At 71.0% G+C, this 25283-nt stretch carries 15 protein-coding genes and 1 pseudogene; 8 read left to right on the top strand and 8 right to left on the bottom strand.

All coding sequences use genetic code 11. The annotated features are described in order from the left end of the window. The first annotated feature begins 303 nt into the window (after positions 1-303). Both GA0115242_RS33345 and GA0115242_RS33340 read left to right on the top strand, forming a co-directional pair. On the top strand, positions 304-1038 hold the full coding sequence (locus tag GA0115242_RS33345; protein ID WP_093835205.1) for a class I SAM-dependent methyltransferase: 735 nt from the start codon (positions 304-306) through the stop codon (positions 1036-1038). Next, a complete protein-coding gene (locus GA0115242_RS33340; protein ID WP_093835203.1) occupies positions 1035-2105 on the top strand; it encodes a prenyltransferase/squalene oxidase repeat-containing protein in 1071 nt (356 codons plus the stop codon). Before GA0115242_RS33345 ends, GA0115242_RS33340 begins: the two co-directional genes overlap by 4 nt. A gap of 156 nt (positions 2106-2261) precedes the next feature. Here the strand turns inward: GA0115242_RS33340 and GA0115242_RS33335 are convergent, their stop codons facing one another. Continuing rightward, positions 2262-2555 carry a hypothetical protein gene (locus tag GA0115242_RS33335; RefSeq protein ID WP_093835201.1) on the bottom strand — a complete coding sequence of 98 codons (294 nt, stop codon included), beginning with the start codon at positions 2553-2555 and terminating at the stop codon, positions 2262-2264. Between the two features lie 143 nt (positions 2556-2698). Here GA0115242_RS33335 and GA0115242_RS33330 point away from each other — a divergent pair, with 143 nt between their 5' ends. After that, a complete protein-coding gene (locus tag GA0115242_RS33330; protein ID WP_093835199.1) occupies positions 2699-3250 on the top strand; it encodes a hypothetical protein in 552 nt (183 codons plus the stop codon). Here GA0115242_RS33330 and GA0115242_RS33325 read toward each other — a convergent pair. Further along, on the bottom strand, positions 3247-4278 hold the full coding sequence (locus tag GA0115242_RS33325; protein WP_093835197.1) for an LLM class F420-dependent oxidoreductase: 1032 nt from the start codon (positions 4276-4278) through the stop codon (positions 3247-3249). The two genes, GA0115242_RS33330 and GA0115242_RS33325, sit on opposite strands and share 4 nt — an antisense overlap. A 230-nt stretch (positions 4279-4508) precedes the next feature. Here GA0115242_RS33325 and GA0115242_RS33320 point away from each other — a divergent pair, with 230 nt between their 5' ends. The 3 genes and pseudogenes from GA0115242_RS33320 to GA0115242_RS33310 all read left to right on the top strand — a co-directional run. Next, positions 4509-5696, top strand: a complete 1188-nt coding sequence (locus GA0115242_RS33320; protein ID WP_093835195.1) for a hypothetical protein — start codon at positions 4509-4511, stop codon at positions 5694-5696. A 343-nt stretch (positions 5697-6039) separates the two neighbouring features. After that, positions 6040-6768: a dienelactone hydrolase family protein gene (locus GA0115242_RS33315; protein ID WP_093835218.1), complete on the top strand. Its 729-nt coding sequence runs from the start codon at positions 6040-6042 to the stop codon at positions 6766-6768. 222 nt (positions 6769-6990) lie between these two features. After that, positions 6991-7356, top strand: a pseudogene (locus GA0115242_RS33310) (tyrosine-type recombinase/integrase); the annotation flags it as partial. Positions 7357-7486: 130 nt separating this feature from the next. Here GA0115242_RS33310 and GA0115242_RS33305 read toward each other — a convergent pair. Continuing rightward, the gene (locus tag GA0115242_RS33305; protein WP_093835191.1) at positions 7487-7828 is read right to left on the bottom strand and encodes a hypothetical protein; all 342 of its coding nucleotides are present in this window, start codon (positions 7826-7828) and stop codon (positions 7487-7489) included. 1 nt (position 7829) lies between these two features. Then, complete coding sequence (locus GA0115242_RS33300; protein WP_256089817.1) at positions 7830-15584, bottom strand: RHS repeat-associated core domain-containing protein; 7755 nt, start codon at positions 15582-15584, stop codon at positions 7830-7832. A 486-nt stretch (positions 15585-16070) separates the two neighbouring features. Between GA0115242_RS33300 and GA0115242_RS33295 the strand changes: the two genes are divergently transcribed. After that, entirely contained in the window at positions 16071-19169 is a 3099-nt protein-coding gene (locus tag GA0115242_RS33295; protein WP_256089816.1) for a DNRLRE domain-containing protein, read from the top strand. A gap of 98 nt (positions 19170-19267) precedes the next feature. Here GA0115242_RS33295 and GA0115242_RS33290 read toward each other — a convergent pair whose 3' ends face one another. The 4 genes from GA0115242_RS33290 to GA0115242_RS33275 form a co-directional block, all read right to left on the bottom strand. After that, the gene (locus tag GA0115242_RS33290; RefSeq protein WP_176729958.1) at positions 19268-20056 is read right to left on the bottom strand and encodes a DUF5336 domain-containing protein; all 789 of its coding nucleotides are present in this window, start codon (positions 20054-20056) and stop codon (positions 19268-19270) included. A gap of 83 nt (positions 20057-20139) precedes the next feature. Then, on the bottom strand, positions 20140-21096 hold the full coding sequence (locus GA0115242_RS33285; RefSeq protein ID WP_093835185.1) for an N-acetylmuramoyl-L-alanine amidase: 957 nt from the start codon (positions 21094-21096) through the stop codon (positions 20140-20142). A gap of 10 nt (positions 21097-21106) precedes the next feature. Further along, positions 21107-21769, bottom strand: coding sequence for a class I SAM-dependent methyltransferase (locus GA0115242_RS33280; protein WP_161353407.1), 663 nt, complete (start codon positions 21767-21769; stop codon positions 21107-21109). Between the two features lie 334 nt (positions 21770-22103). After that, entirely contained in the window at positions 22104-23849 is a 1746-nt protein-coding gene (locus GA0115242_RS33275) for an MFS transporter (RefSeq protein ID WP_093835181.1), read from the bottom strand. Positions 23850-24022: 173 nt separating this feature from the next. Here GA0115242_RS33275 and GA0115242_RS33270 point away from each other — a divergent pair, with 173 nt between their 5' ends. Continuing rightward, positions 24023-25210: a lipid-transfer protein gene (locus tag GA0115242_RS33270; protein ID WP_093835179.1), complete on the top strand. Its 1188-nt coding sequence runs from the start codon at positions 24023-24025 to the stop codon at positions 25208-25210. Positions 25211-25283 lie beyond the last annotated feature (73 nt).

Below are 25283 nucleotides of genomic sequence, written 5' to 3'. Positions count from 1 at the left end.
CGCCGCGGCCGAGGGGCGCACCGGGCCGGTGCGCGGCGGCCCGGCACCCGCGGGCCGCCCGGCCCCGGTCCGCTCCGGCGGTGAACTCGCCGGTGACGGTGGGGGAATCGTCCGGTCCGGCGGTGAACCCGCCCGTGACGGTGCGGGAGTCGTCCGCTCCGGCGGTGAACCCGCCCGTGACGGTGGGGAAATCGTCCGGTCCGGCGGTGAATCCGCGCGCGACAGTGCCGGAGTCGTCCGGGCCGGGGCGGAACCCGTCCGGGCCGATGCCGACGCCGAACCCAACCCCGAAAGCAGGGCCACGTGCTGACCGTCGACTTCTCCCGGTTCCCGCTCGCCCCCGGCGACCGCGTCCTGGATCTCGGCTGCGGTGCCGGACGGCACGCGTTCGAGTGCTACCGGCGCGGTGCCCGGGTCGTCGCGCTGGACCAGAACGGCGAGGAGATCCGCGAGGTCGCCAAGTGGTTCGCCGCGATGGCCGAGGCGGGCGAGGCACCGGAGGGCGCGACCGCCACCGCGATGGAGGGCGACGCGCTGGCGCTGCCCTTCCCCGACGAGTCCTTCGACGTCGTCATCATCTCCGAGGTGATGGAGCACATCCCCGACGACAAGGGCGTACTGGCCGAAATGGTACGGGTGTTGAAGCCCGGCGGTCGGATCGCGATCACCGTGCCGAGGTACGGTCCCGAGAAGGTCTGCTGGGCCCTCTCCGACGCCTACCACGAGGTCGAGGGCGGCCACATCCGCATCTACAAGGCCGACGAACTCCTCGCGAGGATCAGGGAGTCCGGGCTGCGCCCCTACGGCAGCCACCACGCCCACGGGCTGCACTCGCCGTACTGGTGGCTCAAGTGCGCGTTCGGCGTCGACAACGACCGGGCGCTGCCCGTACGGGCGTACCACAAGCTGCTGGTCTGGGACATCATGAAGAAGCCGCTCGCCACCCGGGTCGCCGAACAGGCGCTCAACCCGCTCATCGGCAAGAGCTTCGTCGCCTACGCCACCAAGCCGCACCTGCCCCTGGTGGACGCCAAGTGACCACCCCCCGGACAGAACACCTCGTCCTGCCCGGGGTCCTCACCGCCGAGCAGGCGCTCGCGACCGTGGCCGGCATCCGCGCCGTGCAGCGGGAGGACGGCGCGATCCCCTGGTTCAGGGGACACCACCTCGACCCGTGGGACCACACCGAGGCCGCGATGGCCCTGGACGCGGCGGGCGAGCACGACGCCGCCGAACGGGCCTACGCGTGGCTCGCGCGGCACCAGAACGACGACGGCTCCTGGTACGCGGCCTACGCCGACGGCGACTTCGCCGACGTCACCGACCGCGGCCGGGAGACCAACTTCGTCGCCTACGTGGCGGTCGGCGTCTGGCACCACTACCTGTCGACCGGCGACGACACCTTCCTCGACCGGATGTGGCCGGTCGTGCACGCCGCGATCGAGTACGTCCTGCGCCTCCAGCAGCCCGGCGGCCAGATCGGCTGGAAGGGCGAGGACGACGGCACGTCCACCACGGACGCGCTGCTGACCGGCTCGTCGTCCGTCCACCACGCGCTGCGGTGCGCGCTCGCCATCGCCGAACAACGCGAAGAGGCGCAGCCGGACTGGGAGTTGGCGGTGGGGGCGCTGCGGCACGCGATCCGCCGCCACCCCGAGCGGTTCCTCGACAAGGGCCGCTACTCGATGGACTGGTACTACCCCGTCCTCGGCGGCGCGTTGACCGGCGCCGAGGCCAAGTCCCGCCTGGAGGAGGGCTGGGACCGGTTCGTGGTGCCCGGCCTCGGCGTGCGGTGCGTCGTCCCCAACCCCTGGGTCACCGGCGGCGAGTCGGCCGAACTCGCCCTCACGCTCTGGGCGTTGGGCGAGTCCGATCGCGCGCTGCAGATACTCCAGTCCATCCAGCACCTGCGGGACCCGGACAGCGGGCTGTACTGGACGGGGTACGTCTACCAGGACCGGGCCGTGTGGCCCGAGGAACTCACCACCTGGACGGCGGGCTCCCTGCTCCTCGCGGTGGCGGCCCTGGGCGGCCACGAGGCGACCTGCACGATCTTCGAGGGAACCCACCTCCCTTCGGGCCTCGACCCGGACTGCTGCGGCTGACGCGCCGCGCGGCGGTTCAGGCGCGACGCGGCGCGTGGCCGGCGGTCCGGTCGTCAGTGGCGGTGCATGCGGTTTGGCGGTCCGGGCGTCGACGGCGGTGTGTGCGGTTGGCGGTCCGGTCGTCGATGGCGATGCGTGCGGTTGGCGGTCGGGCCCTCAGTGGCGGTGCATACGGTTGGCGATGGCGTGGCCGATGAAGAGGTAGACCACCGCCGCCAGGCCGTACCCCGCCACCACGCGCGCCCACGCCTCGTCGAAGGTGAACAGGTCGCGTGACCAGCCCGCCAGCCAGGCGGCCACATTGTGGACGAACTGCACCAGGTCGTTGGCCCGGTTGGCGTCCAGCAGATACATCAGGATCCACAGTCCGATGATGACGGCCATGACGTCCGCGACGACCGCGATGACCGTACCCGCGGAGTTGGAACCGCTCCGGTTTCGATAGGACATGGTGTTCGAATGGCCCCGGATTCCTCGTTGAAACCCGTAGGGCACAAGGGCCCGTCACTCGAACAGGTTCCCCCGGGTGGCGGAGCCGCGCGCCCCGGGTGACGGTGGCCGGGAGATCCGTCCGACGTCCCCCGGAGGACCCCGTGCCCATATCCCTGCGGCGCCTGCTCGTGGCGCTCACCCTCTGCTGCGCCCTGACAGCGGGCGCCACCGCCTGCGGCAGCGGCAGCGACGACGCCGTCTCCGCGGCCTCGACGCCCAGCGCCACCCACTCCGTCGACCGGCAGAAGCTCGCCAAGACGCGCTTCGTGGCGAACGCCGGTCTGGCCGCAGGTGCGACCTACCAGTGGATCGTGAAGCCCTGGAAGGCCGGCAAGTTCAAGAAGGGCGCCCACGGCAGGAAGCTCGCGCTGGTGAAGGCCGCGCTCGCCGGAGGGTTCGCGTACAACCGGCTCAAGGCCGCCCACCGCAACGCCGAGGGCGACCCGACGCTCTCCAAGGCGCTCGCCCCGCTCACGGCGGGTATCGACTCGCTTAAGGAGCTGCCGTCCAAGCTCCGCAAGGGCGACAACCCCGACGGGGTGGCGGGCGACTACAACGACATCATCAACAAGGTGAAGGACGCCGGGAAGAGCGCGGGCGCCGAGGTCAAGGACAAGGTGCCGTCGACGTCCCAGCTGACGAGCGGCTCCTAGTCCTCCTCGGCGTGACCGGCGTTCAACTCGGCCAGCACACGCAGCGTCTCGGGGTCCGGTGACAGGGCCAGCAGGTCCGTCACCGGGCCCTTGCGCCACGACTCCAGCCGTCCGGCGAGGCGTTGACGCGGGCCGACGAGGGAGATCTCGTCGGCGAAGTCGTCCGGGACCGCCCGCACGGCCTCCTCGCGCCGTCCGGCGAGGAACAACTCCTGAACCCGGCGGGCCTCTTGGGCGAACCCCATGCGGCCCATGAGGTCGGCGTGGAAGTTGCGGGCGGCGTGCCCCATGCCGCCGATGTAGAAGCCGAGCATGGCCTTCACCGGCAGCAGCCCCGCGGCGACGTCGTCGCAGACCTGGACGCGGGCCATCGGCGCCACGGTGAACCCGTCCGGGAGGGCGCCGGTCACCGCGGGCCCGTACACCTCCGGGCGGGACGGCGCCCAGTACAACGGCAGCCAGCCGTCGGCGATCCGCACCGTCTGGGCGACGTTCTTGGGGCCCTCGGCGCCGAGCAGCACCGGCAGTTCCGCGCGCAGCGGATGGGTGATCGGCTTCAGCGCCTTGCCCAGCCCCGTCCCGTCGCCGCCCCGGTGGGGGAGCTGATGGAACCGCCCGTCGAGCCGCACCGGCCCTTCCCTGCGCAGCACTTGGCGCACGACGTCGACGTACTCGCGGGTCGCGGTCAGCGGCGACGAGGGGAACGGGCGCCCGTACCACCCCTCCACGACCTGCGGCCCCGACAGCCCGAGCCCCAGCATGACGCGCCCGCCGGAGAGATGGTCGAGGGTGAGGGCGTGCATCGCGGTGGTGGTGGGGGAGCGGGCCGCCATCTGCGCGACGGCGGTGCCCAGCCGGATGGTCGAGGTGTGGGCGGCGATCCAGGTGAGCGGGGTGAAGGCGTCGGAGCCCCAGGACTCGGCGGTCCACACGGACCGGTACCCGAGCCGCTCGGCCTCCCGCGCCAGCTCGACGTCCCCGGCGGACGGCCCCCGCCCCCAGTACCCGAGCGCGACACCCAACCGCATCCGGCACCTCCTGACGGTCCGTCATATCGGGCCTGTGACTGTACGGCAGGGGCCGCGAGGGGTCCAGACGACCGGGAGGTGCGCGGGGAGGTGGGCGCCGTGCGAGGCGGCGGGCGTGGGCGGCACAACTCCGCGGCATCGTCGGGAGTCTGACGACGCAGGAATCCAGACAGGAATCCAGACCTGGGAAGAGCCGTCCGTCCGCCCGCGTTCCGACAGGGGTCCACTCCATGCCGACACACCCGTCCACCCGTCGCGCCTCCCGTGCCGTGGCGGCCGCTCTCGGCGCCGCTGGCCTGGTCGCGCTGGCCGCGGCGCCCGCCGTCTCCGCCGGTGATCCCGCGCCCGACCTGGTCGTCGGGGGCATCGGGCCGATGGACGGGCTGAAGCCGGGGAGCACCTTCGATCTGCCGGTCACCGTGGCGAACAAGGGCACCGCAGCCGCCGGGAAGGTCTGGATCCGCTACGCGGTCACCCGGGGACTCGACTTCGCGGAGGTCCCCACCAACTGCTTTGCGCAGTACGTGCGTTCCTACGACGAGATGCCGGAGCTGTGGACCGTGGTGTGCGGGTTCGACCAGGCGGTGGAGCCGGGCGTCGTCTACACGCCCGACCGGCCTCTCCCCGTCCGGGTGCTGGACCGTGCGCTCGACGACGAACTGCGCCTGCGCGTCCTGGAGTACGACCCGGGGGCGGACGAGAACGGCACCGCGCCGGTGGCGGGCACGGCGGCGCCGGTGAGGCTGGTCGAGAGACCGGGCGGGGCGCGGGGATCCGCGAGCGTCGTCCACCTGCCCGTGACCTCCGTCAACACGGCGGACTTCCGGGTGACGGGCGCGGAGCTGAAGGGCGCCGTCGGTGACACCGTCCCGATGAGCGTGGAGTTCGTCAACGCCGGACCCGCCTGGGTCATGGGCAGGCCGGACACCCCGTCCGTGAGCGTCACCGTCACGCCGCCCGCCGGGACCTCGGTCGTCAAGCCCGCCATGTTCTGCAAGGCCAAGGGCGAGGCCTACCGGTGCGGCATGCTCGCGGGCGCCCTCGACGAGGGAGGCAGGCAGGGATACACCTTCAAGCTGAAGATCGACAGGCGGGTCGCGCACGCCAGGGGCACCGTCGCGCTGAGCACCGAGGCACGGCCCTTCGACCCCCGCAAGGCCAACGACAGGGCGGACATCGTGCTGGAGGTCACCGGTGCGCAGCCCAGCGTCCCGCCCGGCGGATCGCCCGGTGGCGGTGACGGTCCCGCAGACGGGTCGCCGTCGACCGGCGGCGGGGCTGCCACGGCGAACGGCGGCGGCCACCTGGCCGAGACCGGAGCGCCGGCGCGGGGCGTCGCGGGGGTGGCCGCCGCCGCGCTGGTGACGGGTGCGGGCATCCTCGTCATGGCGCGTCGCCGGACCCGGAGCCACGTCTGACGACCGCCGGACGCGAGGGCTGAGACGGGCCTCGGGGCCGCTGGGCATGACCTCCGGCCGGGCGGGAAAAGACGGAGGGTCTGCGGCGGCCGGGGCGCGAGGCGAGCCCCACCTCTCACGCCAGGCCGGAGAGGACCGGCCCCCGGAACGGCCCACTCGCGCGGTGCGAAAACCTGTTGGCGACCGCTCGTGCCCCCTGCTACCTTCCGGGTGGCCGTGCGAGAGAACGAGGAGGTGGTAGCCGTGAACACTGTGTCGACACGGGTGCTCCCCTCCGGGGTCACGGCCGGGCGATAGGTCGTCCGGGAGCGCCGTTCCCAGCGCACTCCCGAAAGGCATGACCATGCGCTTCACCTCCGAACGACGCCTCGAAGACGGCGTCCTCGTCCGCGACTTCACCCTCGGCGAGATCCGCGGCACCCTGTGGACCCCCGCGTCCGCCGCACCGGCCCCGCTGATCCTGACGGCCCACAACAACGGCCTGCCCAGGCACGAACCCCGGCTGGTGGCCCGCGCCCGGCGCACCGCGGCGCACGGCTACACGGTGGCGAGCATCGACGCCGCGGGCTGCGGCGACCGCCCGCGCTCCGCGGCCGATGAACAGGCTCGCGCGGACCTCCGCCGGGCGATGCGGGCGGGCGAACCGGTCGACGACATCTTCGAGTCCTTCATCGCCCCCTTGGTGGAGAAGGCGACCCCGGAGTGGCGGACCACCCTGGACGCCCTCCTCGAACTCCCCGGGATCGACGGCCCGGTCGGCTACTCGGGCTGGACGGCGGTCGGCATCCACCTGGCGGCGACCGACCCGCGGGTCACCGCGGCGAGCCTCTTCACCGGGGGCTATGTGCCGTCGGCCCAGCGGGAGGAGGCGAGGAGCATCACGATCCCGCTCCTCCTCCTGCTCCAGTGGGACGACGAGGGCAACCCCCGCGACCGCGCCCTGACCCTCTTCGACACTTTCGAGAGCAAGGAGAAGACCCTGCACGCGAACACGGGCGGCCACACGGGCACACCATGGTTCGAGACGGAGGACGCGCTGCGCTTCTTCGACCGGCATCTGAAGAGGGGGTGAGTCGGGGGAGTACTTCGCTGTGGGCGTGGGCGACGATGCGTCTGCCGCCGCCCTCGCCCGCAACTAAAGCCAGTAAAGCGGCAGTTCTTGCGGGAAGACTTCGATGAATGGCGCAGCCGACGGTGACCTGGGCGGCCGTAGGAGCTCGGTCTCCCAGTCGTGGCTGTCGAACCGCTGTCTCACGCCGCCTGGCAGCAGTCGCCCTCGTTGCAGTCGCTGTGAGAACTCGCTCTGCACACCGGACTCCGCAAGGGCGAACTCCTCGGCCTGCGCTGGGAAGGCCCCGACCGGGGCTCAGCCGCCGTCCGCCGTACCTTGCGGCGCATCAGCACGGGCGGACTCACACCTTGCCTCACCCGCACCCTCACTACACTCCTCAGCAAGGCCGACCTTCGCCGCATCCGCTTCCACGACCTCCGGCACTCCACCGCCACCCTCCTCCTGGAACAGGGCGTCGAACTCGTCGTCATCAAGGAACTCCTCGGCCACGCCCACATAGGCGTCACCGCCACCGTCGACGCCCACGTCCGACTCCGCCTCCAGCGCGATGCCATCGACCTCCTCGGCCGCGCCCTCGACCACCCCTGACATACGTACAGCAACGGCGGCGGACCCCCATGTGTCCGCCGCCGTTGCCGTCAACTACTGCCGTCAAACGGCAAATCAGCCCCGCCGAGCGCAGCTCGCCGGGGCCTAGATTTGCGATCGCTAGCGTCACTCAGCGTGGCAGCTGAGACAACATCTGCGCGAGGCTGTCCGAGAACTCAGACATGTGCGATTCGGCGCTATATCTCACGGTGCAGGCGGCAGAGACCAGCTCCAGCGCTGAATAATCACCACTCGAAAGCATCCTCGCGCACATCCCTAGGGGGACTACCAAATCTGCTTGCGCACCATCCGATAGCGAATCGAGCATGTCGTCTTCCCCTGCGAGAACCAACTCCACGATCGAACTCAACACTCCCACCACCCTTGGAGCATCTACTCCATGGGCGAGCTCAATCATGTCTTCGTACTCGGCAAACCCGAATCGATTAACCTGGAGGTGCTCTCTGGCCACATCAACCACCTTCGAAACTGATTCCCTGATGCTGCAGCCTGGGCTGACAGACCAACGCACATGGACTGGCAGGCGTGCCGTGCGCGCCACCGGGCGGCGAGTTCAATCCCCGTACCTTTACCACTTCGAACGATCCCCCTCGGATCCCGGCCGCACCCTCGGCCGCCTCCGCCTGGATGAGGCACATCGTTTCAGCGCATCCCGCATGGTAGCGACCCCCCTCAGGCGTGAACTGCCGCACGAGAGAATCCACTTCTCCACCGGGAGCTGGCGTCAGGTCATGACCCGAGTGACCAAAATAGGTTCGCCCTGACGGTGATGTGTATTTCGCCGCAAAGAAAGGGCCATCAGTTTTATTGAAGCCAGCACGCAGGCTGTCGGCATAGTCGCCCAGGTTGCAGTTGTGAACTAGGACCGCCGCAGCCCCCGCCACCACATAGTACGTATGGACATCCCCAACCGTCAGGTTGTGAACAGCCGTCTCGTTGCTCGTCCAGCGTTTTACCGCCGTGATCTGGACCAGCGTGCCCGCGCTCGTGCGGAGCCACTGGCCCGGGGTCAGGGCTGTCGCCGGGAGCCACTTCCTGAGGGTCGGGACCCAGAAGGGGTGGCCGGCCGTCGCCGTCACGTGGGTCTTGGCGGTCGCGTCCTTCGCGGCGATCGTGACCCGCACCAGGTGCTTCAGGCCCTGGCCCTTGATCTCCGCGGTGACCGTCCGGGCGCGGGTCTCGCCCGAGATCGGGTCGGTCGCCTTCACCTTGTCGCCGGGCCTGACCTTCTCGATCGGCTTCGTGGAGCTGTCGGCCATCAGGACCCGGGTGCCCGGCACGAAGCTGTTGCAGGTGGCGCCCTCCGGGCTCTCCGCCCGGCCCGAACCGCCGCCTCCACTGGAGCCGCCGCTGTTGCGGGCGGAACCGCCGGAGTTGCCGCCCGGCTTGGTGCCGCTGCCCTTGGAGGCGCCGCCCCCGCCGGACGTCTTCTGGAGGGAGACCTTCGGGGCAGCCTTCGCCTGTGCCTGTTTCTGGACCGGGTTGCCGGTCTTCTTCTTCTCGGCCGCAGCCTTGTCGGCTATGCGTTTCGCCTGTTCGGCGGCTTTCTTCTTGGCTCTCTGGGCCGCCTCGCGTTTGGCCTTCTCGATCGCCGCCTTCTTCGCCCTGAGCGCCGCGGCCTCCGCCGCCTTCGCCGCCTTCAGGACCAGTTCGGCCGCCTTCTTCGCCGCGCTGAAGGACTCGATGGCCTTGATGGTGCGGTTGACGGCCTTCATGACCGACGGGATCTTCCCGAGCTTCGCCCAGGGGATCGCGCTGATGATGAGGCTTCCGCAGGACCACATGTCGCCGCCGAAGCACGCCATCGCGTCGTTGATGCCGATGAAGTCCTTCAGCGTCTCCCAGGCGACCGCCAGGATCACCGAGGTCAGCGACTTGCCCATGGTCGACTGGGCCTGGGCGACCTGCGCCGCCGACAGCCCCGCGCCCGCCAGCGCCGCCGCGCGTTCCGACGCCGTCAGGGAGATGGCCAGACCCGTGGGGTCGGACATCGTCACCGGGTTGTTGTGCGCGTAGGAGTAGCCGTTGGACTGGAGGACGTCGTTGAGGTCCACCACCGGGTCCGCGGACAGGAAGCGGCCGACCACCGGGTCGTAGAGGCGCGCACCGAGCTGCTGGTAGCCGGTGACGTCGTCACGGGTGGCGCCCAGGAAGCCGCGGTGGGACTGGAAGTTGGCGCCGACGGTGCCGGCCCCGCGTTGGTTGCCGAACGGGTCCTGCTTGCGGATCCGGACGGTGTTGGTGCTGTTGAGGGCGACCTCGGCGTACGTGCTGCCCTGGTGGTCCCCGGCCAGCGCCACCAACTGCTCGGCGCCCTCGCCGTTCGCGTACCGCATCACCGCGCCGCCCGGCGCCGTGTAGGTGCGCTGGGTGTTGATGAGGACCCCGCCCGGGGCGACCGTCACCTCGGTGTCACCGAGGTGGAGCGTGGCCCGCTTGCCCTGCAGGGTGAGCAGGCGGGCGCCGTCCGGGCCGTAGACGTACCGGGTCTCGTTCTGCGCGGACCACAGCTGTTCGGACTTGCCCGCCGCGCAGGTGGCCAGCACCGTGGGAGTCGAGTCCGCGGAGCCGGCGTCCTTGACCGCTACGCACAACCCCGAGGCGATGTGCGTGAGTTGGCCCGAGGTCGCGCGCCTGAACTCCTGAGCCGCCGAGCCGTCGCACTTCTGGATCTGGAGCGCGGAGCCCGCGGTGTTCGCGGCCGGGCGGACACACCAGGTGTCGTGGATGCCGAGCGTGCCCCGGTCCCGGTCGGTCTGGTCCGGGCTCGGGCTGAAGCGCCAGCTCTGTGCCGGTGAGGTGTTGCAGGCGTGCAACTGGACCGGCTGCCCGGCGGTCGAGAGCCCGCTCCTCAGATCGAGGCACTTGTCCGCAAGACCCACGTACGGCGTGCTGCCGCCCGTGCCCTGGCCGCTGATCCGCTCGACCTTGCCGTCGTAGGTCCAGGTCAGCTCCTGCTTGTCACCGTTCTCGACGGACGTGACGGACTTGGTCTCACCGGTGAGTTCGTAGAGGCGCTCCGCCTCGGCCTTCACCTGGGCGCCCTGGGGCGTGGTGTAGGTCCTGGACACCTTGGTGAGGGTGTGCGGCTGGCTGTTGTCGGCCTTGCCGTACGCGTAGCTGGTCGTCGCGTCCTTGGCGGTGGCGCCGGTGAGGTCCTTCTCGGTCAGCTTCTTGCGGTTGCCGGCCAGGTCGTACTCGTACTCCTGCCAGTAGCCCGAACCGTCCCTGCCCGCGGCCACGTTGAGCGAGCCGTCGGTCTTCTTCGGACCGGTGCAGGTGGTCTGGTCCTTGGCCGTCCAGGCCTTCCTGAGCTGGCCCATCGGGTCGTAGACGAAGCACTGGCGTTCGTCGATGCCGGTGGCGTGCTCCCGGATCGAGGTGACGTTGCCGGACGGGTCGTAGTCGTAGGACCGCTCGGAGACGAGGTTGCCGGTGACGATGTTCTGGTCGCCGGTCTGCTCCCGGTAGACGGCCTGGCTCTTCAGCTCACCGCTCGACTCGTCGTACCCGGCCTGCGTCCACACCCGGTAGGGCTGCGCGCCCAGCGTCGAGCGCAGGACCTGTCCGAAGGAGTCGTAGACGGTCTCGGAGCCGTACCAGTCCTTGCCCGAGATCGAGAGCGGCTTGCCGTACTCGTTGTAGCGGACCACCAGCTTCTCGGCGGCGAAGCGGCCCGCCTTGGGCAGCGTCGACTCCTGGAGCATGCCGGTGTCGGTGTACGCGTAGTCGTACGTGTACGACGTGTCCAGGCCCCAGGTGTCCTTGACGGACTGCGGCAGGGCCAGCGTCGTCGACGTCGGCTGGTAGTCCTTGGTGTAGCCGTCGACCTTCTGGGTGTACGCCTCCTTGCCGGTGTAGCGGGTCGCCGTGTACGGCATGCCCTTGCCGCCGGGCGCCTTGTCGTAGTCGTAGGCGGACAACAGGGTGCCGTCGGAGCCGCCGAGGCGCTGCTCGGTGGGGCGCGACAGGGCGTCGTAGCCGTTCCACAGGGTGGTGCCACGGGCGTCCGTGGTGGTCAGCGGCCGGTCGAGACGGTCGTAGGTGGTCCTCGTGGTGCCGGTGTCCGGGTCGGTCGAGGTCAGTTGCCGGCCCCGGTGGTCGTACGTCCAGGACCACGGGTGCGTCGTGTCGGTGGAGCTGGTCGCCTCCTTCAGACGGCCGTGCCTGTCGTACGTGTACGTCATCGAGGTGTGGCCGCCGGGCGCCTCGGGGTTGAAGGTGTCGACGCGGGAGGTGCGGCCCAGGCCGTCGGTGAAGACCTGGTAGGAGGAGGTGCCGGTGGGGTTGATCACCGTGGACCAGTCCTGGCCGTACTCGTAGCGGGTGGCCCGCTCGGGCACCGGCTTGGAGACGGTCTCCTTCGTCAGATCGTCGACGACCTTGAGGACGGGGGTCTCGGAGAGGACCCGGCCGAGCCCGTCGTAGGTGTAGCGGGTGATGTTCGGGACGGCGGTGTCGGCGAGCGGGGTGAACAGCTCGCCGAACGTCGCGTCGTGGGTGAGGTAGGCGTTGTTGGTCTGCCAGACCTCGCCCGAGGAGTTGTAGAGGGTGTCGGTGACCAGGTGCCCGCCGCCGTCGGCCTCCTCCTGAGTCTGCCGCTCCCGGCCGAGGCCGTCGTAGAGGGTGACGGAGGTTTCGACCCGGTTCTCGTGGCCGCGCGCCCGGGTGGTGATGAACGGCGGCTTGCGGTCGGGATTCTTGTCGTCGTAGGCCGGGATCGTGTAGACGGCCTCGAGGTCGGGGACGGCGGAGGCGGACGGGGTGCGGCCCGCCCCCCACGCCTCGGTGAGACGGCCCAGCGGGTCGAACCTGGCCTCGCTGACCTGGTTGTTGGCGTCGGTGGTCGTCAGCGTGGTCGAACGCCCCGGCTCCAGCTCCTGTTTCTGCGAGTGGCCGAGGGCATTGGTCTCGGTGACGGCGAAGACCTGCCCGGTGGGCGGTTCGTAGGAGATCGTGGACGGCTGGTTGTCGGGGTCGATCTGCCGGACCACCCGGCCGACCGGGTCGAACTCGCTGCGCCCGTTGCTCTGGTAGCCGGTGCCGGCTCCGTTCAGCGACCAGGTCTCGCTGGCCTCGCCGAGGGTGCCGGCGCCGAGCGCGGTGCCGTAGGACCGGCCGTCGTAGCCGGTGCGGACCGCGCCGCTCAGCGTGGACAGGTCGTCGAAGTCGGCCTTGGCGCAGGTGGTGGGGGAGACCAGGACCTGCTGGGAGAGGCCGATGAGGTGCTTGGCGGTCTGGTGGACGTACTCCAGCCTGGTGCAGGACTCGTCGTCGTCCTTGCCCGTGTCACCGAGCGACTCGACGAGGGTGGGCAGGCCGTACGTCGGCTCGTACGTGGTGCTGCTGCTGACGGTCCGGAGCTTGCTGGGGTCGTCACCGGTGCCGGAGGAGCGGGTGTACGCGACCTCCTCGGGCTCGGTGACCCGCCAGGCGCGCAACGGGCTGAGCCCGTCGTCGCGTTCGCGTCTGGCGAGTTCGGTGGCCTCGGGGACGGTGACGCTGCGGGAGAGCCAGTCGGTGTCGGCGTCGGAGGCGGAGCTGTAGCTCAGCTCCTCGGCTATCCGGCCCGCGAACGGCTCGCGGTCCTTGGCGATCTCGGCGCCGGTGATGTCCTTGACCGGGACGGTGTCGCCCATGCCGCGGAAGAACCGGGTGACGGACTTGGACCGCTTGCTGCCGATCGACGCCTCGTCGGTGCCGGTGATCACCGTGGTCTGCTCGAACCCGGCGAACTGCGAGTAGGTGCGGGTGGCCTTCTTGGTGAACTCCGCCTCGGCCAGCCGCCAGCCCGGGTTCTTGTAGGTGTACCCGGTCTGCGTCGCGAACGCCCCGTCGACGTTGGGGAGTTCCTCGATGCTCTGGACCACGTACTTGTGGAACCAGTCGATGTCCTCGACCTCGGGGTCCGGATGCCAATAAACCGGGTAGCAGAGCCGGGTGTTGGCCTTCAGCGCCGCGGTGTCCTTCTTGCCGGGCAGGCCGGTGCCCGACGCGCAGTCCCCGGTGGGCTGTCGATAGGTGACGACGGTCTCGCCGCCGTACTCGTTGATGACGCGGCCGATCCGCTGCCGGGAGAAGCCGGGCCGGTTGTCCCGCTTGACGCGGTTGGGCATGTCGTCGGCACTGGGTTCGAAACGGACGGCGTTCAGGGTGACCGAGGCGTCCGTGGAGCCCTTGCGCGCGTACCCGGTGCGCTGCACCGACTCCAGCCACAGGGCGGTGTTCGGCCCGCTGCGCAGGGTCGGGAAGCTGTGCTTGAGGGTGTACCGGTCCACCTGCTGGCGTGCGCTGGTGGTGGTGAGGCGCTGGGTGGAGGTGATGATGGTCGTGAGCCGCTTGCGTGTCCAGAAGGTCGGGCCCGCGTTCCAGCACTTCTTGTCGGACTGGCAGCGAAGGTCGGCCGGAGTGTCGTACCAGATGCGGTACTTGCCGGGATCCTTGTCCGCGAAGTTCTCGTCCGTGCAGGTCAGGGATCCTTCGGCCAGGCAGCGTTCGGTGACCTGGAAGGTGACGCGGGAGGTGGCGGGGGTGCCGAACAGGCCGCCCAGGGTGTTGCGCTGGCCGTAGTCGATGTGGTCGAGCCAGCCACCGCGGTCGTAGCTGACGGGCGCCTTGAAGTTGAAGTTGCGGGCGTAGTGGTTCTTCTCCTTCTTCCACCACAGGGACATGGCGTTGCCGTGGAGGTCCTCGACGTAGTCGAGACTCCAGCGCCAGCCCTGGGTGCACCAGGAGCCCGCCCAGTCACCGGCCTTGTAGCAGTCCTCGCCCGGATGGTTGCCGTAGACCGGGACGGTGAGGACGGAGTCGGTGACAGGGTCGCCCGAACTCCAGCCGGGGAGCTTGTGCTTGCCGAAGTGGTACCTGGTGCCGTCGCGGGTGGTGACGACCCAGTACTCGCCGTCCTTCGCGCCGTTGCCGGTCGACACGTCCTTGATCAGCTGGACCTTGGAGCCGTCGCCGTTGGCGGTCGTCCAGGTGCCGTTGGCCCACACGAGTTCGGTGGTGGTGCCGCCGAGGGAGAGGGTGGCGTTCTCCGAGCCCCAGCACAGGTCGGCGGTGCGGTGGGTGGCGTTGTTGGAGCCGGACTTCTTGGAGTCCTCACGGCAGTTGGCGTAGGTGCGGGTGATGGAGCCGGGTTCGTACTCCCAGCCGTCGCCGATCCAGGACGCCTGGTTGTTCGTCGAGGAGGTGCGGCCGTCCACCGACTGGGAGGAGTAGGTCAGGCCGACCTTCGGCGTCGGGCCGCCGGCCGCCTCGGGGACCTGGACCTGGTAGGCGTAGGTGAAGGCGCCCGAGGAGGAGCCCGCCGACCAGGAGCCGGAGGACAGCAGCGGGGCCGCGCCGAAGTCGCCGGCCGCGGAGGAGCCGGTGTCGAGGGCGCCGACCACCTGGGGCCCGGAGGCGTCGACGGCGGGGAGGGCGGCGGTGCGGACCGAGGCGCCGGACGGCTTCGCCCGGGTGTCCCCGGCGAGCAGTCCGGCGACCGGGACCGAGCCCGAGAGGATCGTGCGGGTGGCCGCCTTCTTCGCCGCCCGGGTGCGGGTGGGCGCCTCGGCGGCCGGCACCGACTCGACCGAACTGCTCAGCCGCTCCGGGTTCCTGGCGCTCTTGCCGGACATGGTGGTGGTGCCCTCGGCGGCGCAGTCACCCGTGTCGGGGGCGTCCAGGACGCAGTCGGGCAGCAGCATCAGGCCGAAGCGGTCGGCCGCCTGGGGGCCGTAGAGGTCGGCGAAGGCGGTGGTGTCGACGGCGAGCGCGACCTGCGCGGAGGGATCGGCGCCGGTCGGCGGGGTGACCCGCATGATCATGCCGGAGACGCCCGCGTCCTGGGAGGCGCCCGGCGCGGCCAGGTCGACCTTCCAGTCACCGGCGAGCGCGGCCGGGTCGGTGCCCTCGGGCACACCGACCGCGATCGGCAGGTCGTCCACCGGGACGGTGGTGCCGGGCGCCGTGCCGGTGGTCAGCGTCGCGACGCCGCTGTCCTCCTGCCAGGGCGTCACGGCGGTCGGCGTGTACGGGTCGACGGGAACCTCGGGCGCGGTGGTGAGGGTCTTGTCGGCCTCCTCGTCACCGTCGACCGCGGTGTTCTTGGGCAGTTCGGGCAGCTCGACGGTCCGGCTCATGCCTGGGCCGGGCAGCGCCCACGCGTCCGAGCCCAGGCTCGTCACGGTCAGCGTCGAGGACAGCAGAAGGACGGTCGTCACGCGGCCGAGGCGCCGACGCCGTCGTTGTGACTCCGTCAGGACGAGGCGTCTGCGCCCCAGCCATGACAGCGGACCTTGAGCACGCATACGCGTCGACTCCACCCAGGCGATGCAACAACAGAGATGGTCCGCACCTTCCGTCACGATCGCGATGGTGATCAAGACCCGGTAAACGGAGAGAAGAAGTCCCTTTGAGAGGTCCGTCACGCGATTTATCTGGTGAATCCGCTCGTGCGGTAGAAAAATGCCGGAAGTCACTGAAAATCAGTTCGCATGTGCACACAAGTGGAGGTCAAAAGCCGCATGATCGACATCCACGCGCTGTAGTCAAGGGGTGACCAAGCGATGATCACGAATTCATAAAATCCTCATGTGTGGACGGTCCGTGTGGGGCATGTGATGGTGTGCGCGCCCATGTCCTCACCCGCCTGGATCGCAGGGGAGTAGACCGCCGTGTCCGCGCCGCCCCGTTTTCTCAGTCCCTTCGTGCGCACGCGCACCCGGCTGACCCTCACGCTCGGCCTGGTCCTGGCCGCGCTGACTGCTTCGCTGCTGCCCTGGTGGCACGCCGACGACCCGTCAACTCCCGCCGCGCGCAAGGCGACCGAGGCCCGGAGAGCGGCCACGGAACCCCGCGACGCGTCCGCCGCCGCGGCCGAGGCCGGGCGCACCGGCAAGCAGGTGGTCGTCGACACGGAGACCACCGCCACCGTCATGACCTGGGCCGACCCCGACGGCACCCTGCGCACCCGGATGCACGCGCTGCCGCAGCGGGTGAAGAACGCCGAGGGCGCCTGGGTCAGGATCGACAACCGGCTGCGCCGCGAAGACGGCGTGGTGCGGCCCGCCGCCCCGGCCGTCCCGCTGGAGTTCTCGGCGGGCACGGCCGGGGCCCGCGCCTCCCGGGCGCAGGCGCGGCCTCAGTTGGCGACCGTCACCGAGACCGTGTTGGCGAAGACCGTCCTGCACGGCCACCACGTCGTCTACACCTGGCCCGGTGAGCTTCCCGCACCGGTGCTCGACGGACCGCGCGCCCTCTACTCGGAGGTGCTGCCCGGCGTCGACCTGTTGCTGGTGGCGCGGGAGGAGGGCGGCTTCGCCCAACTCCTCGTCGTCAAGGACCGGGAGGCCGCGCGCAACCCCGCGCTCACCACCATGACGTACGGACTGAAGTCCTCCACGGCGACCTTCCGGTACGACGAGAAGGCTGGCCGCGTACAGGTGCTGGACGACACCGGTGAGGAGGTCGGCTCGGTACCGACCCCGTTCGTCTGGGACTCCAGCGGCGTGGACCCCGAACTCCCCCCGGACGAGGAGCCGGCGACCTCGACCGGCACCCCCGGCGAGGTGCTCGGCCTGTCCGGGCTGAGCGGAGCCGAGCCCGGCGCCCGGCAGGCCCCGGCCCCGATGGGACTGGAGGGGGACGGGACGAGCGCCGCCCGCATCGAGGTGGCGGTCGGTGAGACCGGTCTGCTCGGCGACCCCGATGCGGTCTTCCCGGTCTTCGTCGACCCGTCGCTCAACCCCGGCTGGCAGGCATGGACCGTGGCCTACAAGCCGTACCCCAACACGAGCTTCTGGAACGGCACCAACTTCAGCTCGGGCACCTCGGACGCCCGCGTCGGACACGAGAACGACACCGGCGGCACGGCCCGCTCCTTCTGGCGGATGAACTACAGCAGCAGTCTGAAGGGCGCGAAGATCGAATCGGCGCGCTTCAAGGTGCTGAACAACCACTCCTGGTCGTGCACGAAGCGCGAGTTCCAGCTCTGGCAGACCGGCGCGATCTCCTCCGGCACCACCTGGAACAAACAGCCGAGCTGGTCGACCGAGGTCGCCAGGCAGTCGTTCGCGCACGGCTGGTCGTCGTCCGGTTGCCCCGACGACTACGAGGACTTCAACGTGAAGACCGCCGCGCAGAAGGGCGCGGACAGCGGCTGGTCGAACATCACCTTCGGGATGCGGGCGACCAGCGAGGGCGACACCCAGACCTGGCGGAAGTTCAGGGCGACCTCGGCGGTCCTCGAAGTCTCCTACAACCGGGCGCCCACCACGCCCACCGCCGTCTCCAGCGCTCCCGGCGGCACCTGCAACACCAGCACGGCGGGCGCCACCGTCGGCAAGGGCAACGTCGTCCTGTCGGCGAAGGCCACCGACCCCGACGGCAACCTCAAGGGACTGCGCTTCCGCTTCTGGAAGGCGGGCGACGCGACCCCGGCCGGCACCCTCGTCACCAGCCTGAGCGGCGGCAAGGCCACCCGGACCATCGCGTCCAGCAGCCTCGTCGACAAGGGGCTCTACTACTGGGACGTGCGCGCCGAGGACGGCAGCCTCACCTCCGCGTACTACCCGACCAGCGGCAACCGCTGCCGGCTCACCGTCGACGGCTCCGCACCGCCGCCGCCCACCGTGGAGAGCGACGACTTCCCCGAGGCCACCGACGACGGCATGACCTGGTCCGAGAAGCCGTTCGGCAAGACCGGCGCGGTCACCTTCAGGTCCGAGGGCGCCGCGAAGTTCCAGTACGCCGTGGACGGGAACGACTGGACGGACAGGGCGGCGACCGACGGCGCCGCCACCGTCACCGCGCTGAAGCCGCCGCACGCGGGCCCCAACATGCTGAACGTCTACGCCTTCGACGCGGTCGGCAACAAGAGCAAGGTCACCGACTACGCCTTCTACGTGCCGCCGCAGAAGGCCGCCGACGGACCCGGCGACACCAACGGCGACGACCTGCCCGATCTGATCGTCGTGGACGCGAGCGGCAAGCTGATCAACTGCGCGGGCAGCGTCGAGGGCGAACTCAACGCTTGCCTGGACGCCGCGTACTCCACCCGCGGCACACTGAAAACGGCCGAGCACTGGTACGACCCGGCCACCAAGAAGTCCGCCCTGATCACCCACTACGGGGACGCCTACCCGGGCGACGGTGTGACCGACCTGTTCGCGGTCTCCCCGGACGGCGCCTTCTGGCTCTACCCGGGCGACGGCTACGGCAGCTTCGACGTGGACCGGCGCCTGAAGGTGCTGCTGCCCGCGAACGCGCCCGCCCCCTCCACCTGGACCCAGATCAAGGCCGTCGGCGACATCACCGGTGACGGCCTGCCCGACCTGGTGCTGCGCGCGGGCCCCGCCTTCTGGACGCTGTCGGGCTACACCGGCGGAGCGTTCCGGTCCGCGACCGTCATGAACAGTGACGCCTGGGCCCGCCGGGACATCGTCAACGTCGCGGACATCAACGGGGACAAGACCCCCGACCTGCTCTGGCGCAACCTCGACAACGGCAACGTGTACGTCAGACACGGCAAGCCCGGCTCCGCCGCGGGCAGCGTCGACCTGGACTCCCTGAAACTGGCGTCCGGTTCACTGAACGGCGACGTCGCCTACGGCACCGCCTGGACCGAGGCCGCCATCAGCACGGCGCTCGGCATCCCGGACGTCAACAAGGACGGCGTCCCCGATATCTGGGCCCGTGCCGGGGCCGACGGGACCATGCGGATCTACCACCCGTCGAGGACCAACACCAACGCGCCCGTCAAGACCGTGCTCACCCAGGACTGGCGCACCGTGAAGGCACTCGGCTGAGCCGAACTCCCCGGCCCCCAAGGCTGGTTCGGACGTGACACGGCAGTGGCCCCCGCCCTGAGAGGGAGGGGGCCACTGCCGTGTGCGAGTGGACGGCGTCAGCCGCGCTGGATGCCCGACGTGTCCTGGAGGACGCCCCGGCGGCCGTCCTGGGTCTGGGCGACCAGGTTCTGGCCGCGCTGCTCCACCGCCAGGTACCAGGTGCCCGGGGCCAGTTCGGCGATCTGCGAGGACGCGTTGTCCTCGGCGAAGAGCGGACGGGTCACCGGCACGGCGAACCAGAACGGCGAGAAGTCCCCGGCGGGCTGCGGCGCCTGGCCCTGCGGCTGCGGCGCGGTCTGCGGCTGGGCACCGGCGTAGGGCTGGCCCGGCTGCTGCTGACCGCCGTACGGCTGCTGCGGGGCGCCCGGGTAGCCGTAACCGGCGGGCGGCTGCGCACCGTAGGGCTGCGGCGCGGCCGGACCCTGCGCGGGCACCAGGCCGACCCGGAGCGCGGGCACCAGCGGCGTCGCCACGGCGGCACCGGCCAGCACCAGGGCGGCGAAGAAGCCGAGGATCACGCCCGCGCCGGAGTTGTGGTCGATGAGCGTCCACAGGAGCACCCAGGCCGTGGAGACGGTCACGCCGACGGCGACGGTGCCCAGGTCGAGACCGGCCACCTTGAGGGGCTGCGGCAGCGACCGCGCGACCACGACGACCGCACCCCCGATGACACCGGCCAAGTAGACACCGATACCGAGCCCGAGGTTGTCCCACGCGTTCGGGAGGTCGACGCCGTTGCAGTAACTGCCGCTGCAACTTGCCAGATCGAGGAAGGACGCGATGAACAGCACGACCGCTGCCCCGATCACCACGCCGTCGCCTCGAGTGAGGGAGCGGATATTCACTTCAGGTCCTTCGTAGGTCGTCTCGTCGTCGGTAGACACTATCGTCCCACCGGTCCGGGTGTCCGCCGGGTTCCGCGCTCTGATCACGAACCGTGCAGGAAACTCACGATTCCCTCAGAGATGCCCCGCGCGGCCTTCTGCCGCCACCCGGAACTGGTGAGGAGTGCCGCGTCCTTGCTATCGCGCATGTTGCCGCACTCGATGAACACCTTGGGAACCGTTGACAGATTGAGACCGCCCAGGTCCTCACGCGTGACGAGCCCGGTGCCGTCGCCGACGTAGTTGGCGGGCGCGCTGCCCGTGACCCGGACGAAGGTGCCCGCGATCCGCTCGCCGAGGTCGGTGGAGGCGGTGAGGATCGGGCGGGTGTCCGCGGCGCCGGAGTGCACCGACGCCGGGAGGATGACGTGGAAGCCGCGGTCGCCGACCGGGGCGCCGTCCGCGTGGATGGAGATCGCCGCGTCGGCGTGCGCCTCGTTGCCGATCCGCGCGCGCTCGTCCACGCACGGCCCCCACGGGCGGTCGCCGTCCTGGGTGAAGCGGACCGTGGCGCCCTGCTCCTCCAGCAGCGTGCGCAGCCGCCGCGCGACGTCCAGGGTGAACCGCGCCTCCGCGTACCCGTCGTCGGTGGAGGTGCCGGTGGTGTCGCACTCCTTCCAGTTGGTGCCGATGTCCACCTTGCGGTTGATCTCGGCCGTGTGCTGGAAGTTGTCGGGGTTGTGGCCCGGGTCGACGACGACGACCTTGCCGCGGAGCGGACCGTCGGCGGGGCCCGCCGTGGCGCCCCCGGGCTTCTTGGCGTCGTCGCCCGCGGCGGTCGTGGAGGCGGCGGTGGGGGCGGAGCCGGTGGGCGCCGGGGCGCCGGCGGTCGACGACGACGGCTCGGCCGCCCCGTCCGGTCCGCCGGGGGCGCCCACCGCCTGGTACACGAGCCAGCCGACCAGGGCGCCGGGCACCAGCGCGGCGAGCGCGACGGTCCGGGCGCGGGGGCGACGGCGGCGGGTCTTGGAGGGATCGAGGTCCGGGCCGGGGTAGGACACGTCTGCGACTCTAACCGCGCCCCCGGTCCGCCGCCCGCGTTCGCCGCAGGACGCGCAGCGAGTCGGTGGCCGACACCTCCTCGAACGCCCCGGACGCCAGGGCCCGCAGATAGACGCGGTACGGGGCCTGGCCGGTGAACTCGTCCTCGGGCTCGGGGAAGACGTCGTGGATGAGCAGCAGACCGCCCGGCGCCAGATGGGGCACCCAGCCCTCGTAGTCGGCGCCCGCGTGCTCGTCGGTGTGGCCGCCGTCGACGAAGACGAGGCCGAGCGGGGTGTTCCACAGCGCCGCGACCTGCGGCGAACGGCCGACCAGCGCGACCACGTGCTCCTCCAGACCGGCCCGGTGCAGGGTCCGGCGGAAGGCCGGCAGGGTGTCCATCACGCCCAGCTCCGGGTCGACCGTCCCCGGGTCGTGGTAGTCCCAGCCGGGCTGCTGCTCCTCGCTGCCCCGGTGGTGGTCGACCGTCACCGCGGTGACCCCGGACCGCCGGGCCGCGTCCGCGAGCAGGAGCGTGGAGCGCCCGCAGTAGGTGCCGACCTCCAGGAGCGGCAGGCCCAGCCGCCCGGCCTCGACGGCCGCCGCGTACAGCGCGAGCCCCTCGTCGAGGGGCATGAAGCCCTTGGCCGCCTCGAACGCGGCGAGGAGGTCCGGCGGGGGTGCCGCGGTCATGGTGCTGCCTCTCGGGACGGGGTCGCAACGCTGCTCCCGCACCATGCTGCCGCACCCCCTGACCCCCGTTGGACAGGGGGTGCGGACCGGGCCCGCGCACGGCGCGTCCCCGGCGGTGGATCCAGGATGCGGCAGGCCGGACGGGGTGTCGTCAGCAGCGAGTGGCGGATGACTTGGCATTCCGTGCACCTGCCACCGCCCCCCGGCCCCGGCATCCGTCGTCCTACGGGAACTCCCCGCCCGGTCGCCGCGTTCGTGCGCCGCGGGTCCGGACGGGGAGTTCGTGTGCGTCGGTGAGGTGAGGTGACGGGAGCCTCCCCGCCACCTCCCGGGGTCAGTGGGTCGGGGTGGGGGTCGTGGCGGGGAGGGGCAGGTCCACGTCCACCGGGCGCTCGTCGCCCGCGTGGGTCGCCGACGAGGCGAGCGGGCCGTGGCCCAGGGCGCGGGCCGCGAGGACGTACGCGCCCTCGGCCGGCACCAGCAGGCGGTAGGAGCCGTCCTCGGAGGAGAGGGTGGCGCCCGCCTGCCGGCCGCGGTGGTCGATCAGGGTCACCTTGGCGCGGGCGACGGGGGCGCCGTCCGCGGCCAGCACCCGGCCGCGGAAGCCGCCGAGCGCCTCCTCGGCGCGCCTCAGGTTGGCGTCCTCCTCGCTGCTGGCGCGCAGCTGGGTGTGGCCCGCGGGGCGGCGGCCCGGCAGGAACAGGGCCATCAGCAGGCCGACCGCCACCGCGCAGGTCGCGATCAGGAAGGAGACCCGGAAGCCGTGCATGGTCGGGATCGCGACGCCCCCGGCGTGGTGCGCGGTGTTGGCCAGCACCATGCCGATGACGGCGCTCGACACCGAGGTGCCGATGGACCGCATCAGGGTGTTGAGGCCGTTGGCCGCACCGGTCTCGGAGGCCGGGACGGCACCGATGATCAGGGCGGGGAGCGAGGAGTAGGCGAGGCCGATGCCCGCGCCCAGGACGACGGCGATGACCAGGCTCTGCCAGGCCGCGCTCATCAGGCCGAGACCGGCGCCGTACCCGATCCCGATGATCACCATGCCGATGATCAGGGTGACCTTGGGGCCGTACTTCGCGGAGAGCCGGGCGTAGACGGGCGCCGTGACCATCATCGTCAGGCCGAGCGGCGCGACCAGCAGACCGGCGGAGACCATCGACTGGCCGAGCCCGTAGCCGGTGGAGCGCGGGAGCTGGAGGAGCTGCGGCAGGACGAGGGAGACGACGTAGAAGGAGACGCCGACCATGATCGAGGCGAGGTTGGTGAAGAGGACCGCGGGGCGGGCGGTGGTGCGCAGGTCGACCAGCGGGGCCTTCAGCCGCAGCTCCATCACGCCCCAGAGCAGCAGGACGACGGCGGCGGCGGCGAACAGGCCGAGCGTGGTGCCGGAGGTCCAGCCCCAGTCGCTGCCCTTGGTGATCGGCAGCAGGAAGAGGACCAGGCCGACGGAGAGCCCGATCGCGCCGAGCACGTCGAAGGTGCCCTCGGCGCGCATCGGGGACTCCGGCACGACGAGCAGGGTGAGGACGATGGACAGGACGCCGAGCCCGGCGGCGCCGTAGAACAGGGCGTGCCAGTCGGCGTGCTGCGCGACCAGGGCCGCGAGGGGCAGCGCGAGGCCGCCGCCGACGCCGATCGAGGAGCTCATCAGGGCCATCGCCGAGCCGAGCTTCTCGCGCGGCAGCATGTCGCGCATCAGGCCGATGCCGAGGGGTATCGCGCCCATGGCGAAGCCCTGGAGGCTGCGGCCGACGATCATCAGGAGGAGCTGGCTGGTGACGGCGCTGACCAGCGCGCCGACGACCATCACGGCGAGGCTGAGGATGAGCATGCGCCGCTTGCCGAACAGGTCGCCGAGGCGGCCCATGATCGGGGTGGCGACGGCGCCCGAGAGCAGGGTCGAGGTCAGGACCCAGGTCGCGTTGCTGGGCGCGGTGTCCAGCAGTTGCGGCAGGTCCTTGATGACCGGGACGAGCAGGGTCTGCATCACCGCGACAACGATGCCCGCGAAGGCGAGCACCGGGACCACGGCCCCGCTGGCTGCCCGGGCGGGCTGTTCGTTGGTCGTGTGGGACATGGGTGGAGGCCTCCAGTGGGGATGAGTACCGGCTAAACCTCGTATGCATGGGCAACTATTCCGTTGCTTCGGGCCCCTAATGGATTCTTGACCGCCTCATGAAGAACTGATGTTCCGTCAGTCCGGGCGCGAGCCCTGGCCTCTGGATAGAACGTGTTCTACTCTTCCGCGCCATGAAGGCATATGTGGCCGGGGTCGGGATGACCAGGTTCGAGAAGCCCGAGACCCGGGACTGGCAGTACTGGGACATGGCCAGGGAAGCGGGGAGCGCGGCGCTCGCGGACGCCGGGATCGACTACACGTCGGTGGAACAGGTTCCCGTCGGCTACTGCTTCCAGCCCTCCACCGCCGGACAGCGCGCCGTCTATGAGCTGGGTCTCACCGGGGTCCCCGTCTACAACGTGAACAACAACTGCGCCACCGGTGCCACCGCGCTGACGCTGGCCCGGCAGCTCGTCGAGGGCGGGGCCGCCGACTGCGTCCTCGCGCTCGGCTTCGAGAAGATGAAGCGGGGCTCCCTCGGCGGCGGCGCCGACGGCGGCGACTTCGCCACCTCGCCGGTCGCCAGGCACTACGGGATCATGGCCGCCCGGCACGGCTTCGAGGCCACCCCGCCCACCGCGCAGATCTTCGGCGACGCGGCCCGCGAGCACATGGCGCGGTACGGCACCACCGAGGCGCAGCTCGCCGCCGTCGCCGCCAAGAACCACCGGCACTCGGCGCAGAACCCGAACGCGCAGTTCCGGGACGTGTACGAGGTCGCCGAGGTGCTCGCCGCCCCGACCGTCCACCGGCCGCTCACCCGGCTCCAGTGCTCGCCCACCTCGGACGGCGCCGCCGCCGCGGTCGTCGTCTCCCGGCGGTTCGCGCGCCGCACCGGGCTCACCGGGCTGGTCGAGATCGCCGGGCAGGCGATGACCACCGACACCGGGGAGTCCTTCGCCTCCGGCTCCTGCGTCGACGTCGTCGGACAGCCGATGTCACGGGAGGCCGCCCGGCAGGCGTACGAGGCGGCCGGGCTCGGCATCGGGGACGTGGACGTCGTCGAACTCCACGACTGCTTCTCCGTCAACGAACTGCTCACCTACGAGGCGCTGGGCATGTGCGGCGCGGGGGAGTCGGGCAGGCTCGCCGAGTCCGGGGCGACGACGTACGGCGGGCGGTGGGTGGTCAACCCGTCCGGCGGGCTGATCTCCAAGGGGCACCCGCTGGGCGCGACCGGCCTCGCGCAGATCGCCGAACTGACCTGGCAGCTGCGCGGCCGGGCGGGAGGACGGCAGGTACCGGGCGCGCGGGTGGGCCTCGCGCACAACATCGGCCTGGGCGGAGCGGCGGTGGTGACCCTGCTCAGACGGGCGTAGACGGCGGGTCGCGGCGGCGGGCGGGGACGGCGGGGGCGTAGGCGGCGGGTGTGGACGGCGGGCCTCGGCGGTG

Origin of the sequence: Streptomyces sp. SolWspMP-5a-2 (assembly GCF_900091845.1) — a bacterium.
GTDB classification, from domain to species: domain Bacteria; phylum Actinomycetota; class Actinomycetes; order Streptomycetales; family Streptomycetaceae; genus Streptomyces; species Streptomyces doudnae.
Note: the sequence above shows the minus strand (reverse complement) of the source record. Positions and strands in the feature narration are given on the sequence as shown.